This is a genomic window from Microbacterium cremeum, from assembly GCF_015277855.1.
In the GTDB taxonomy this organism is placed as follows: Bacteria; Actinomycetota; Actinomycetes; order Actinomycetales; family Microbacteriaceae; genus Microbacterium; species Microbacterium cremeum.
The window spans coordinates 2582630-2596029 of the sequence record NZ_CP063812.1 but is presented as its reverse complement, the minus strand read 5'-3'; the positions used below and the strand labels follow the sequence as shown (position 1 = coordinate 2596029).

The following is a 13400-nucleotide window of genomic DNA, read 5'->3' as shown; positions in this document are numbered from 1 at the left end:
CCGTTGCTTTCAGTCTGGGACTGGATGAATCCCCAGAAGGACGGCCAGCGCCATGAACTGTCGATGAGGTCGAGGCATCCGGTCACCAGCGACGCCGCCGCGGATGCGCCCACCAGCTGGTCGGCGTCGACCAACGTGACTCGCCCCGGCATGTTCGGAGAGCGTATTGCTGGTGTCAGCCGGCTCTCGACCGGTTCGGTGTGAGCGTAGTCTAGTTGTTCGACTTCGAGGGGTGTGAGGTCGTCGATCGAGCCGCGGGTGCGTTCGGTGTTGAACCACAGCGCCCAGGACGCGGTCGCTGCTTCGACCTGGTCGATGTCGCGCCAGGGGCCTTCGTGGTGGATGAGTTCGGATTTGAAGAGCCCGATCTTCGATTCAGAGAGTGAGTTGTCATACGCGTCGCCCACGGACCCGACCGACGCGTCGATGCCCTCGTCGATGAGCCGGTCCGTGAAGGCGATCGACGTATAGACCGATCCGGCGTCGGTGTGGTGCGTGAGCCCGGCGAACCCGGCGACGCCTTCGCGGCGGCGCGTCCAGAGCGCCATGTCGAGGCAGTCCAACACCAGCGGGGTCGTCATCGAGGTCGCAGCGCGCCAGCCGAGGATGCGGCGGGAGTGCGCGTCGAACACGAACGCGACGTAGACCCATCCGGACCACGTCCAGACATACGTGTAGGGTCGGCCAGCAGCGCCCTGTCCGGCTTGCGCCGGGTGGGCTTCTGCTGGCTGCCCTCCGAACCGGACGTGCCATTCCTGAGCATCCGGCTCTCCATGTGGTCACGCCGTGGCGATCGCCCAAGGGGTTGGGATGCGGGTTCCTCGGTAGCGGTAGCGGGTCACCGGGACCTGCCTGGCGCGGAAGAACTCGATCCCCTCGGCGCGGATCTGCCACCGGGGCAGATGCCGCCTGACGAGGGTGCGCATGTTCAGCTTGGGGTGTCGCTTCTTCAGCCAGCCGACGATCCGCCAGAAGGCGTAGTGGTCGATGTAGCTGAAGACGTGTTTCACGACGCCGTGCTGGAAGTAGGCGCACCAGCCCCGCAACGCCGGGTTGAGTCGGCGCAGCAGGTCGCGAGCGTTCGATGGGATGCCCGGCGGGTCAGCGTCCGCACCTTGTCCTTGATGGAGGCCAAAGACTTCCGGGAGGGGTAGGTGTATATCGCGGTCTTCCCGCCCTGACCTCTGATTCGGCGGCGCTGGATGTGCCACCCGAGGAAGTCGAACCCGGTGTCTATGTGCGTGACCATCGTCTTCTCGACCGACAGGCGCAAACCCATCGGCGCGAGCACGGCGGCGACCTCGTCCCAGAGCGCGTCGGCACCCTCGCGGGTGCCGCGGACGAGGACGACGAAGTCGTCCGCGTAGCGGACCAGCTTCATCGTCGCGCCCCCGGCGCGTTGATGCTTCGTGCGCGCCCATTGCGGCCCGAGCGCATCCCACTTGCGTTGGAAATGCCCGTCCACCACGGACAGGGCGATGTTCGCCAGCAGCGGCGACAGAACCCCCGCCTTGCGGGGTGCCGGTGAACGTGTCCCTGTTCACGCCGTCCTCGCTGAGGACACCCACGCTCAGGATCCCGCGGATCAGACGCAGAACCCGCTTGTCGGCGATGCGACCGCAGACGCGATGCATGAGCGCGTCGTGATCGATCCCGTCGCGTTCGGCGGGGTCACGGCCGGGGCTCGGCCCGTCTCCAGGGAGGGTCGACTACTCTGTGTGGAGCGCATGGGGACGGCGCGAGCCGTCGTCCGTGCCTGACGCAAAGGAACGAACGCGCGCGATGACTTCACGCATCCTGGTGGTCGACGACGACACCGCCCTCGCCGAGATGATCGGCATCGTGCTGCGCACGGAAGGCTTCGACACCGTCTTCTGCGCCGACGGTGCCCAGGCCGTCGAGGCGTGGCGTACTGAGAAGCCCGAGCTCATCCTGCTCGACCTCATGCTCCCGGGCATGGACGGCATCGAGATCTGCACGCGCATCCGCGCCGAGTCCGGCATCCCGATCATCATGCTGACGGCCCGCACCGACACGGCCGACGTCGTGAAGGGCCTCGAGTCGGGCGCCGACGACTACATCGTCAAGCCGTTCAACCCCAAGGAGCTCGTCGCGCGGATCCGCACGCGCCTGCGCCCCTCGAGCCAGCCGACCAACGACACGCTGCGCATCGGCGACCTGACCGTCGACGTCGCAGCGCACGAGGTCCGTCGTGGCGACGGGCCGATCGCGCTCACGCCGCTGGAGTTCGAGCTGCTCGTGGCGCTGGCGTCGAAGCCGCAGCAGGTGTTCTCGCGCGAGATGCTGCTCGAGCAGGTCTGGGGTTATCACTACAAGGCCGACACGCGCCTGGTGAACGTGCACGTGCAGCGGCTGCGCGCCAAGGTCGAGAAAGATCCCGACAACCCGAAGATCGTGACGACCGTGCGAGGCGTCGGCTACCGCGCGGGCGCCGTCGTGTGAGGCTGCGGTGAAGGCCGCCCCCACGCCCGCTCCGCGCGGCTCCGGCAGCGCGCGCACGACCACCGGGCGAACGGGCCCCGCCGTGACGGCTCCGACGACGGGGATCACGGCCACCCGCACGCCGCTGACGGGCTGGCGCCTGTGGCGCGCCTGGCCGGGGAACATCGCGACGCTGTGGCGCCGCTCGCTGCGCTTCCGCACGATCCTGGTGACGCTCGGGCTCACCGCGTTCGCGGTGCTCGTCGCGTGCGTGTGGATGGCGCTCGCGATCCAGAACGACCTCTTCGTCTCGCGCAAGGATCAGGTCCTCGCCGACGCGGCGCAGGCCCGCACCGCCGCGCAGGCGACCCTCGACGCCGCGGTGCAGAGCGATACCGCCCAGCTGCAGAACGTCATGAACTCGGCGATGCGCACGCTCGGCGAGCGCTCCTCGGCGGAGCTCGTCGCAGCGTTCCGCATCGGGCCACCGGTGCCGAACGCTCCGCAGGACGTCAGCTCCGACTTCAGCGCGATCTACGACGTCCTCGGCGAGGGCCTACGCACGAGCGTCCGCGACGACCCCGACTGGCAGTTCTGGCAGTCGATCGCGCTTCCCACCGGCACGGACGAGACGGTCCCCGGCATCCTGGTGGGCCAGCAGCTCGAGGTGCCGGGCGTCGCGTCGTACGAGCTGTACCTCGGGTACGACCTGTCGAACGCGCCGCAGACGCTCGGCTTCGTGCAGGGCACGCTGTGGATCGTCGGCATCGGGCTCGTGCTGCTCATCAGCGGCATCGCGTGGTTCGTGCTGCGCTCGGTGACGACCCCGGTCGGCGAAGCGGCCGACACCAGCGCACGCCTCGCCGCGGGAGAACTCGGCGTGCGGCTGCCGGTGCGCGGCGAAGACGAGCTGGCCACCCTCGGCCGCTCGTTCAACGCGATGGCCGACAGCATCGAGTCGCAGATCAAGGAGCTCGCCGACCTGTCGCTGGTGCAGCAGCGATTCGTCTCGGATGTCTCGCACGAGCTGCGCACGCCGCTGACCACCATCCGCCTCGCGGCCGACATGATCAACGATCAGCGCGACGAGTTCGACCCGGCGACGGCGCGTGCCGCCGAGCTGCTCAACGCCCAGGTGCAGCGATTCGAGGTGCTCCTCACCGACCTCCTCGAGATCAGCCGCTACGACGCGGGCTCGGTCCAGCTCGAGCTCGAGCCCACGAGTCTCGCCCACCTCGCCGAAGACGTCATCGGCTCGATGCATCAGCTGGCCGAGCAGCATGGCTCGGACGTGCGGCTGGTGGCTCCGGGCGGGTATTCGCCGGTCGACATGGACCCCCGCCGGGTGCGGCGCATCGTCCGCAACCTGCTCGGCAACGCGATCGAACATGGCGAAGGTCGTCCGATCGTCGTCAGCGTCGACAGCAATCAGCACGCCGTCGCGATCGGCGTGCGCGACTACGGCCTCGGCATGACCCCCGACGACGCGGAGCGGGTGTTCGACCGCTTCTGGCGCGCCGACCCTTCGCGCAAGCGCACGATCGGCGGCACGGGCCTCGGACTGTCGATCGCCCTCGGCGACGCGAAGCTGCACGGCGGCGAGCTCGCGGTGTGGTCGGAGATCGGGCGCGGCAGCAACTTCGTGCTCACTCTTCCGCGCACGAGTGCGCCACTGAGCGGCCCGTCCCCGCTTCCCATCGATCCGGGCGACGACGGGACCGCCCCTGCCGACGAGCTGGGCCTCACGCAGCCCATCGAGGTGCCGCGCGTCACGACGGCACGCGACGGGCGCGTGACGACGACGGATGCCGCGAACCGGCGAGGTGCGCCATGACCGCGCGGCGCGGCATCCTGGCCGCCGTCGTGGCGCTGAGCGCGCTGGTGCTCACCGCGTGCGGCGGGTTCGCGACGAGCGGACCCGTCGAGTACGGCAACGCGAGGGGCACGACCGCCGACGAGTCGCAGAACTTCGTGTTCCTGCCGAATCTGCCCCAGCCGGGGGCGTCGCCCGCCGAGATCGTGGAGGGGTTCATCAACGCCGGCACGGGGCCGGGGGCCGATGGCAAGTGGTCGGTCGCCCGCGAATTCCTCGCACCCGGGTTCCGTGGCGAGTGGGATCCCGAAGCGAGCGTCACCGTCGACATCGCCGCCGACCGCACGTACTCGGAGTCCGAAGGCGGCGCAGTCGACTTCTCGTACGACGCCGTCGCGACGGTCGACGATCGCGGAGCCTATGAGCGGGCCGAGCTCGCCGAGCGCAGCCTGCCGTTCACGCTGAGGCAGCAGTCCGACGGCGAATGGCGCATCACCGACGCGCCCGACGGCGTCGTGGTCGACCGTGACCAGTTCCCCCGCGTGTTCCACCGGTACCCGATCATGTACTTCGATCCGACGTGGGACTACCTCGTGCCCGATGTGCGGTGGTTCCCGACGGGGAACGCCGAGACACGCATCAGCCGCGCCCTCGTGAATCAGCCGCGGAGCGAGTGGCTCGTGGAATCCGTCGTCACCGCCTTCCCCGACGGGGTCACCGCACAGCTCGTGCTCAACGACGGCGGCGTCGCGCAGGTCGAGCTCACCGAGGACGCCGCCGCGGCCGGGCGCGAGACCCTCGACCGCATGCTCACGCAGCTCGAGGCCAGCCTCGCGGCGGCGGGCGTGCTCGACGTCGAGATGCGCACCGCGACCACGCCCCTCACGGCGCAGCCGGTCGAGACGCGCTCGACGCGCCTGCCCGCGTCGCCGCTGGTGTACACCGAGGCGGGGTTCGGGTTCCTCGTCGGCGAGGAGCTCGAGCCGATCCCGGGGCTGACGGCCCAGGTCGTCGAGCTCGAGCAGGCTCCCGCCGCGATCCAGGTCGCGCCCGACCGCGACATCGCCGGCGTGCGACTGGCCGGCGGCGAGGTGGTGCGCGTGTACGCAGACGGCACGGACATGGAGCCGCTGGACGACCGCCCCGGACTGGTCGATCCGACGGTCGATCCGGAGGGGAACGTCTGGAGTGCTCCGCGCGAGGAGCCCGCGGCGCTGCGCGTCTACCTGCGGTCGGGGGAGATGCGCGAGATCGAGGACGCCTGGCCCGGAGCGACGGCCATCAGCGCGATGGCGCTGTCGCGCGACGGCACGCGGCTCACCGCGACGGTCACGGCGGGCGGGCGGACCATGCTGTGGGTGGCCGGCGTAGTGCGCGACTCCGACGGGTTGCCGATCGCTCTCGGCACGCCGCTGCAGCTCGCCATCGTCGGGGCTCCGGCCAGCGCGGTCACCTGGATCGACGACGCGACGATCGGAGTGCTCGCCGGCGACGCGAGCGGGTGGACGGTGCTCGAGCAGACGGTGGGCGGTCCGTCGGCGTCCACGACCGCCCCCGCCGACTCGTCGTCGATCGCCGGCGGCAACGGCCTGTCGAGCCTGCGCCTGCGGGCGGCCGACGGCACGCTGTATGTGAAGCGCGGTGTCACGTGGCAGCCGACCATGACCGGCGTGCTCGTGCTGGCGACGCAGCAGGGCGCCCCGCAGTAGCGGCATCGCCGGGGAGGCGCAGAGGCTCCTCCCCAGCGACCCTGCGCGGCTCGTTGTCCACCGACTCGCGGCATCACGCGGCCCGGCCTGTCCGTGCGCGACAGGGTGGGTCCGTGTCACGAGCCCTCTTCCTCGCTGTGCGTGCGGCCTGCGCCGACGCGCTCGCGCTGCTCCTGCCCGTCGCGTGCGCCGGGTGCGACGAGCCCGACACCGCCCTGTGCGAGGCGTGCATCCTCGCGCTCGAGCCGAGGCCCACGCACTGGACGCTCGAGGTGCCCGGCGGCACGGTCGCGCTCTGGAGCGCCCTGGCCTTCGAAGGCACACCCGCTCGGGTCGTGCGGGCGATCAAAGAGGACGGCCGTACGGGGCTGGCCCGGGCGCTGGCCCCGGCGCTCGAGGTCGCGCTCGCCCGTGCCGGGGCGCACGGCGCGCGCCTCGTGCCCGTGCCCACCGCACGAGCCTCGTACCGCCGCCGAGGCTTCCGCGTGCCCGACCTGCTGATCCGTCGCGCGGGCCGGCGCCCGCACCGCCTCCTGACGTACACGCGACGCACGGGCGACCAGCGGGGTCTCGATCGTGAGAGCCGGCGGCGCAACGTGGCGGGCAGTCTGCGAGGATCGCCGGATGCCGCGGGCCGGCGCGTCGTGGTGGTCGACGACGTCGTCACCACCGGGGCGACGCTCGCCGAGGCCGTGCGTGCGCTGCGGGCAGCGGGCGCCGACGTCGTCGCGGCGGTCACCGTCGCCGCCACGCCGCGGCATCCTGGCCGAACCCGGTGACCCGATACCGACGTGATCGCAAACTCACAGGTGACAGAGTCGGAACGCCCGACTACGGTGGGGGGCACAAGGCGACTCATGGTCCGCCCTTGGCCGGGGGGACCGGAACAAGGAGGTCAGGGATGGAAACCAGCATCGTCGGCGTGGGAGTCGGGATCACGGATCGCTTCCGCAGTGTCGTCGAAGAGAAGGCCGTCCGCATCGAGCACCTCGCTCCGCGCGCTCAGCGCGTGGATGTCAAAGTCACCCACCGCGCGTACCACAACGGGCGAATGGAGGACGACACGGTCGAGCTCACGGTGAACGGCCGAGGGCCTGTCATCAGGGCGGAGGCCACGGACGGCGACAAGTTCGCGGCACTGGATCTCGCTGTCGACAAGCTGTGCGAACAGCTTCGCCGCGCGAAGGACAAGCGCGTCGACGCACGCAACCACCCCCGAGGCGCGAAGTTCGAGAAGGGAAGCGGCTCGCTGCAGGGTATCGATCTGCAGCCGGCGTCCCTCGACGTGCTGCGCGCCGTCGCGACGGGCGAGATCCCGATCGTGACCGGCAATGAGGAGGAAGTGGGCTACACGCCCGTCGTCATCCGCACCAAGGAGTTCCACCCGGAGTGGATGTCGGTGGAGGAGGCGGTCGATCGGATGGAGCTGGTCGGCCACGACTTCTTCCTCTTCATCGACGCCCGCACCGACCACCCCAGCGTCGTGTACCGACGCAAGGGCTGGGACTACGGCGTCATCTCGCTGACCACGCAGGCGCAGCCGGACGAGCTGGCGTCCTGAGTCGAGGACCGACAATGGAGGGTGCGGCCGTCGCGGCCGCACCCTCCGCTCGTTCGCGGGCGTGAGCCGCCGATGCCCGGCGATGCGGCATCCCTTCCGGAAGGACCTGCGTGATCATCCGAAACGTGCGCCCCTGGGGCGCCGACTCCGCCGACGTCGTCCTCGACGGGGACCGCATCGCGGCGGTGCGCCCGCACGCCCCAGAGGCCGTCGCCGAGCCCGACGACCTCGACGGACGCGGACGACTCCTCCTGCCGTCGTTCAGCGACGTGCACGTGCACCTGGACTCGTCTCGCATCGGGCTTCCGTTCCGCCCGCACAGCGCCGTCGGCAAGGATGGGGGTGCGCCGGGCGTGTGGGGCATGATGCTGAACGACCGGGCGCACTGGCGCGACACGGACGTCCCGCACGCCGAGATCGTCGCAGGAACGCTCGAGCGGATGATCGCGCGCGGCACCACCCGCGTGCGCACCTACGCGCAGGTCGATGTGGACTGCAGGCTCGAGAAGTTCGAGTCGGTGGTCGCCACGAAGGAGCGGTTCCGCGACCACGCCGATGTCCAGATCATGACGTTCCCGCAGGCGGGCATCCTGCGCGAGCCGGGGACCGTCGAGTATCTCGAAGAGTCCCTCCGGCAAGGCTCCGACGTCATGGGCGGCATCGATCCCTGCCAGCTCGATCGCGACCCCGTGACGCACCTCGACATCGTGTTCGGGCTGGCCGAGAAGTACCAGGTCGAGGTCGACATCCACCTTCACGAGCCCGGCGAGCTCGCAGTGTTCAGCACCGAGCTCGTGCTCGAACGCACTCGCGCCCTCGGGATGCAGGGCAAGGTGACGCTGTCGCACGCGTACGCGCTGGGCTCCGTGTCGGAGGCCGTGAGCCGGCGTCTCGTCGACGAGTTCGCCGAGCTCGACATCGCGATGGCGACGATCGCTCCCTCGACGAGCGGTCACCTCCCGCTCGTGCAGCTCGCCGAAGCCGGCGTGCGCGTCGGGCTCGGCGAAGACGGCCAGCGCGACTACTGGAGCCCCTACGGCAACTGCGACATGCTCGACCGCACGTGGCAGCTCGCCTTCGTCAACGGGTTCCGGCGCGACGATCACATCGAACTCGCGCTCGCCGTCGCGACCGTGGGCGGCGCGTCGATCATGAGTCACTCGTCGCCTCGCGTCGGCGGCGTGGGAGACCGGCCCGGCGTCGCCGCCGGAGACCGGGCCGACCTCGTGCTGGTCGACGGCGAGACCCCGACGAGCGCTGTCATGGACCGCGGGGTCGACCGGACCGTGATCCACGACGGCCGCATCGTCGCCGACGGGCTGCAGGTCATCGGCATCTGAGCTCGTCCACGACGACGGATGCCCCGGCTCGCGCGTGAACGGCGCGCCGAGGCATCCGTCGTCGCACGCTCAGCCCGCCTGGACCGTCAGGAAGATCTCGACCAGCTGAGCCTCGTATGTGTGGAAGAAATGGTCGATGCCCTTGCCATCGGACGAGTGGTCGGGCCCGCCCTTGCCCTTGGGCAGCGTGTCTCGCGTGAACGTCGTCAGCGACGTCGGGATGCCGGCGGCCTCGGCCATTGCGACGGCCTCGTCGACCTGAGCGGGGGTGAGCGGCGCGCCGCCGAGGAACTCGTGGGCGCTCGCGAACAGCTCGGAGATGTACAGCGTCGCCCAGTTCTGCGAGTTCGTAGACCCGGCGTTTCCCCGGTCGCTGCGATCCGGGATCCAGCATTCGTGCGCCGACGCGACGCCCGCTCCGCCGAGCACGAGACCCACCGTGAGGGTGGCGGCGGCAATGGACTTCTTCAACATAGGACTTTCCTCCCCTGCGAGGTCTGGGTGACCCCACCGGGGAACGAGAGTCGGCCGGGTTCGTGCCTGATACGCCGGATCCGCGAGATCGCGTCCGTCGCGGCATCCGTCTCAGTCGAAGATGCCGTCGAGGATGCTGCCGATCACGAGACCGCCCAGGATGCCGCCCATGAGGTCGCCACCCCCGCTTCGGCGGCCGCCGCCCCACCCCGGCTGAGGGCCGTACCCGCCGCCCCACTGGTCGGGCTGCGGGCGGGCGGTGTCGATGTCGCGCTGGGCGAGCTGCAGCCCTTCGCTCGCGAGGAAGGCGGCACGGCGTGCCATCGCGAACGCGTGCTCGCGGTGGTCCTCGTCGATCAAGGTCGCCGCGGCGGCGGACGTGCCGAGATAGCGGTCGAGGTCGGTGCGGACGCGCTCCGCCTCGGCGAGGCGGGTGCGGGCATCGGCGCCGATCCAGCCGCGATGACCCGCGATCACGTCGCGGGCGACCGCCAGCTGACGGTCGGCGTCGTCGATCGCGTGGCGCACGTGCTCCAGCGGGGGGATCGGCCGGGCCGCGCGCTCGCGGGCGACCGCGATCGCCTCGTCCAGCGCGGAGTTCGCCTCGCGCAGGCGCGACAACTGCTCGAAAGGGTCGGTGTTCACGCCCGCGGCGGGCAGTGCGGCCAGCGCGGCCTGCAGCTCGCCGATCGCCGCGCTGACGGCGGGGGAGTGCGGCTCCTTCAGGGCGACCGCGATGTCACCGCGCGAATCCTCGACGATCGCGGCGAGCGTCGACTCGGCGCGCAGCGCCTCGACCTCGAACGTCTCGACGGCGTCCAGGAGGGTCTCGGCGCGGCGCACCGACTCCATCGCCGCCTCGAGCGCCATGTTGGCCTGCTCGCGCTGACCCGCCTCGCGGCGCCGCTCGGCCACACCGGCGCTGTGCTCGGCGAACCCGAGCAGCTGCTCGGCCTCGGCCGGGTTCGCCTCGATCTGCGCCAGCGCGTGCGCCGAGTAGCGTGCGCCCATGCGCTGGACGGTCGAGCGGGCATCGGGCACGCGCAGACGAAGGCGTGCGGCATCCGCCCTCACCTTCGCGATGATCTCGGGGGCGCGACGGGCGCGCTCGATGGGCGTCGCCAGCGCCTCGGTGCGGTCGTCGAGCAGGTCCTCGGCCCATTCGCACAGCTGAACGATGCGAGCGTTGCGGGTGCGGAGCTCTTCGCGGGTGTCGGGGATCTCGTCGTGGTTGAGCTGGTGCAGGTGGAAGGCCTCCTGCAGGTGCGTGCGCACCGCGTCGAGGGCGTCGCGGAGGTCCTTCGTGGCGCCGGGGCCCAGCTCGGCCTCGGCGAACGCCAGCTCGTCGGTGGTCAGGCGGATGCGCTCGTCGGCGGCGACCAGAGACTTCTGGGCATGGCGCGCGAGATCCGCGTCCTGTGCGTCCAGCTCTTCCTGCTCACGCTTGCGCTTGCCCCAGAATCCGGCCATGGATCGATCCTACGGGCGCGGCTGGGAGCAAGCTGGCGGGCGCGGACGCGCGGGGCGCGCGTTCGCGCACAGCGTCGTGAGTCGCCGCGCGCGGCGCGTTCGGGTGGCGGGACACGCGGGTTGGGGTGTGCGATGCGGCGTGTCGTGCCACCTGAGCGCGGTTCGGGAGGGACGGATGCCTCAGCCGTCGCCGCGTGAACGTGCGGTTCCGGCGTTCGGGTGGCGGGACACGCGGCTTGGGGTGTGCGAAGCGGCGTGTCGTGCCACCTGAGCGCGGTTCGGGAGGGACGGATGCCTCAGCCGTCGCCGCGCTTGTAACGGGGCTTGCGGTCGCCGCCGTCGCGGAAGCTCGGGCGGTTCGGGCCGCGGTCGTCGCGGTACGGCTTGCGCTCGCCGTCGGTGCGCCGCTGCGGGCGGCCGGCGTCAGGGCGCAGCTCGATGAGCTGCCCCGAGATGCGCGTGTCGGAGAGTCGGTCGAGCGTCTCGCGCGACAGATTCGCCGGCAGCTCGACGAGGGAGAAGGCGGGCATGATCTGGATCGCACCGAAGTCGTCGCGGCGCAGCCCACCCTCGTTCGCGAGGGCGCCGACGATCTGGCGCGGCTCGACGCGGTGGCGCTTGCCCACGGCGATGCGGTAGGTCGCCAGGCCCTCGCGCGGAGCGCGACGCTCCGGGCGATCACCGCGGTCGGGGCGGTCGCCGCGGTCGCGGTCGGTGCGCTCCCGGCGCTCGCGCGGCGCCTCGGGCTCGGCGTCGGGCTCGAGCAGCAGAGGGGTGTCGCCCTGCGCCACGATCGCGAGCGCTGCGGCGACGTCGACCTCGGGCACGTCGTTGTTGCGGACGTAGTGGGCGACGATGTCGCGGAAGCGATCGATGCGCTCGGAGTCGCCGAGCGCCGCGGTGATGCGGTCGTCGAACCGCGACAGGCGCGTCTCGTTGACCTCATCGACGCTGGGGAGCGACATCTGGGTCATCTCCTGGCGCGTCGCGCGCTCGATCATCTTGACGAGACCGCGCTCACGCGGTGTCACGAAGCTGATCGCGTCGCCCGAGCGCCCGGCGCGGCCGGTGCGCCCGATGCGGTGCACGTACGACTCGGAGTCGGTGGGGATGTCGTAGTTGACGACGTGCGAGATGCGCTCGACATCGAGCCCGCGGGCGGCGACGTCGGTCGCCACCAGGATGTCGAGCTTGCCCGACTTCAGCTGGTTGACGGTCTTCTCGCGCTGCGGCTGGGCGACGTCGCCGTTGATCGCGGCGGCGGAGTAGCCGCGGGCGCGGAGCTTCTCGGCGATCTCCTCGGTGATCGAACGGGTGCGGCCGAAGACGATCATGCCGTCGAAGTTCTCGACCTCGAGGATGCGCGTGAGGGCGTCCATCTTCTGCTGCCACTGCACGACGAGGTAGCGCTGGGGGACGTTCGCCGAGGTCTGCGTCTTGCCCTTGACCGTGATCTCTTCGGGGTCGTGCAGGTACTGCTTCGACATGCGGCGGATCGCGGCGGGCATCGTGGCCGAGAAGAGCGCGACCTGCTTGGTCTCGGGGGTCTCGGCGAGGATGGTCTCGACATCCTCGGCGAAGCCCATCTTGAGCATCTCGTCGGCCTCGTCGAGCACGAGGTACTTGAGCTCCGAGAGGTCGAGCGTGCCCTTCTCGAGGTGGTCGATGATGCGGCCGGGCGTGCCGACGACGATGTGGACGCCCCGGCGTAGCGCCGACAGCTGCACCCCGTAGCCCTGGCCGCCGTAGACGGGCAGCACGTGCACGTTCTTCAGGTGGCCGGCGTACTTCTCGAACGCCTCGCAGACCTGGAGCGCCAGCTCACGCGTCGGCGCGAGCACGAGCGCCTGCGGCGCCTTCTGCGAGAGGTCGAGACGGTCGATGATCGGCAGTGCGAACGCGGCCGTCTTGCCGGTTCCGGTCTGCGCGAGCCCGACGACGTCGCGTCCGGCGAGAAGCGGCGGGATGGTCGCGGCCTGGATGGCGGAGGGGGTCTCGTAGCCGATCTCGCGGAGGGCTTTGAGCACCGGCTCGCCCAGGGCCAGATCGGCGAACGTCATCGCTGCGGGCTCGGCCTGAGCCTCTGCCTCGATGGAAGAATCCGTGGAAGTCACGCTTAAGGGTAGTGCGTACGACCTGGGAGACGACAGGATGCCGCGCCCACGGCATCCGTCGCCGGTGCGTGGCGCCAGTTTCCTGCTGCGGCACCCCTTCTCTGTCGCGGCGCTACTTTTCGTCGTGGCGCCACTTTCCTGCCGTGGCGCCTCCGATCTGGTGCGCCGTGACAGGTTTGTGCAGCCGCGAGGGTCGCGCGGCCGTGGTCGCGGCATCCGTCGCCGGTGCGTGGCGCCAGTTTCCTGCCGTGGCGCCTCTGATCTGGTGCGCCGTGACAGGTTTGTGCAGCCGCGAGGGTCTGGCGGCCGTGGCCGCGGCATCCGTCGCCTGCTCGCCGCGGTGCCGCGCGGGCTGAGCGGGCTCAGCGGGGGATGATGCTCTGCGCGGCGAGTTCGGTGATGTCGATCGGCTGCGTGGGCGGCAGTGCGATCGCCGCGGGGTCCACAGCGGGCACGATGGGGTTCATGTCACGTCCT

11 protein-coding genes and 1 pseudogene are annotated in these 13400 nt (G+C 70.8%); 6 read left to right on the top strand and 6 right to left on the bottom strand.

What is annotated here, in order from left to right:
• Positions 1–200: 200 nt before the first annotated feature.
• The 3 genes and pseudogenes from IM778_RS17775 to IM778_RS17765 all read right to left on the bottom strand — a co-directional run.
• Positions 201–677, bottom strand: a pseudogene (locus tag IM778_RS17775) (transposase); the annotation flags it as partial.
• 102 nt (positions 678–779) lie between these two features.
• Positions 780–1046, bottom strand: coding sequence for a group II intron maturase-specific domain-containing protein (locus tag IM778_RS17770; protein ID WP_237684665.1), 267 nt, complete (start codon positions 1044–1046; stop codon positions 780–782).
• A complete protein-coding gene (locus IM778_RS17765) occupies positions 1007–1465 on the bottom strand; it encodes a reverse transcriptase domain-containing protein (protein ID WP_237684684.1) in 459 nt (152 codons plus the stop codon). The genes IM778_RS17770 and IM778_RS17765 overlap by 40 nt, the downstream gene beginning before the upstream one ends.
• 317 nt (positions 1466–1782) lie before the next feature.
• On the opposite strand from IM778_RS17765, the gene mtrA reads away from it, so the two are divergent.
• The 6 genes from mtrA (at position 1783) to IM778_RS11825 (ending at position 8865) form a co-directional block, all read left to right on the top strand.
• Entirely contained in the window at positions 1783–2463 is a 681-nt protein-coding gene (mtrA, locus tag IM778_RS11850; RefSeq protein ID WP_194409083.1) for an MtrAB system response regulator MtrA, read from the top strand.
• Positions 2464–2545: 82 nt separating this feature from the next.
• Complete coding sequence (gene mtrB / locus IM778_RS11845) at positions 2546–4276, top strand: MtrAB system histidine kinase MtrB (RefSeq protein WP_194409082.1); 1731 nt, start codon at positions 2546–2548, stop codon at positions 4274–4276.
• Positions 4273–5964, top strand: a complete 1692-nt coding sequence (locus IM778_RS11840; protein WP_194409081.1) for an LpqB family beta-propeller domain-containing protein — start codon at positions 4273–4275, stop codon at positions 5962–5964. The genes mtrB and IM778_RS11840 overlap by 4 nt, the downstream gene beginning before the upstream one ends.
• 113 nt (positions 5965–6077) lie before the next feature.
• A complete protein-coding gene (locus IM778_RS11835) occupies positions 6078–6743 on the top strand; it encodes a ComF family protein (protein ID WP_194409080.1) in 666 nt (221 codons plus the stop codon).
• A 122-nt stretch (positions 6744–6865) separates the two neighbouring features.
• Positions 6866–7525: a ribosome hibernation-promoting factor, HPF/YfiA family gene (gene hpf / locus IM778_RS11830; RefSeq protein WP_194409079.1), complete on the top strand. Its 660-nt coding sequence runs from the start codon at positions 6866–6868 to the stop codon at positions 7523–7525.
• A gap of 110 nt (positions 7526–7635) precedes the next feature.
• Entirely contained in the window at positions 7636–8865 is a 1230-nt protein-coding gene (locus IM778_RS11825; protein WP_194409078.1) for an amidohydrolase family protein, read from the top strand.
• A gap of 69 nt (positions 8866–8934) precedes the next feature.
• Here IM778_RS11825 and IM778_RS11820 read toward each other — a convergent pair whose 3' ends face one another.
• From IM778_RS11820 to IM778_RS11810, 3 genes are all read right to left on the bottom strand, one after another.
• The gene (locus tag IM778_RS11820) at positions 8935–9339 is read right to left on the bottom strand and encodes a hypothetical protein (RefSeq protein ID WP_194409077.1); all 405 of its coding nucleotides are present in this window, start codon (positions 9337–9339) and stop codon (positions 8935–8937) included.
• 111 nt (positions 9340–9450) lie between these two features.
• On the bottom strand, positions 9451–10809 hold the full coding sequence (locus IM778_RS11815; RefSeq protein WP_194409076.1) for a hypothetical protein: 1359 nt from the start codon (positions 10807–10809) through the stop codon (positions 9451–9453).
• Between the two features lie 296 nt (positions 10810–11105).
• A complete protein-coding gene (locus IM778_RS11810; RefSeq protein ID WP_194411852.1) occupies positions 11106–12869 on the bottom strand; it encodes a DEAD/DEAH box helicase in 1764 nt (587 codons plus the stop codon).
• Positions 12870–13400 lie beyond the last annotated feature (531 nt).

Coding starts and splice junctions, on each gene's coding strand:
- IM778_RS11810 (WP_194411852.1), bottom strand. CDS start 12,869: ATGACGTTCGCCGATCTGGCCCTGGGCGAGCCGGTGCTCAAAGCCCTC.
- IM778_RS11840 (WP_194409081.1), top strand. CDS start 4,273: ATGACCGCGCGGCGCGGCATCCTGGCCGCCGTCGTGGCGCTGAGCGCG.
- IM778_RS11815 (WP_194409076.1), bottom strand. CDS start 10,809: ATGGCCGGATTCTGGGGCAAGCGCAAGCGTGAGCAGGAAGAGCTGGAC.
- hpf (WP_194409079.1), top strand. CDS start 6,866: ATGGAAACCAGCATCGTCGGCGTGGGAGTCGGGATCACGGATCGCTTC.
- mtrA (WP_194409083.1), top strand. CDS start 1,783: ATGACTTCACGCATCCTGGTGGTCGACGACGACACCGCCCTCGCCGAG.
- IM778_RS11820 (WP_194409077.1), bottom strand. CDS start 9,339: ATGTTGAAGAAGTCCATTGCCGCCGCCACCCTCACGGTGGGTCTCGTG.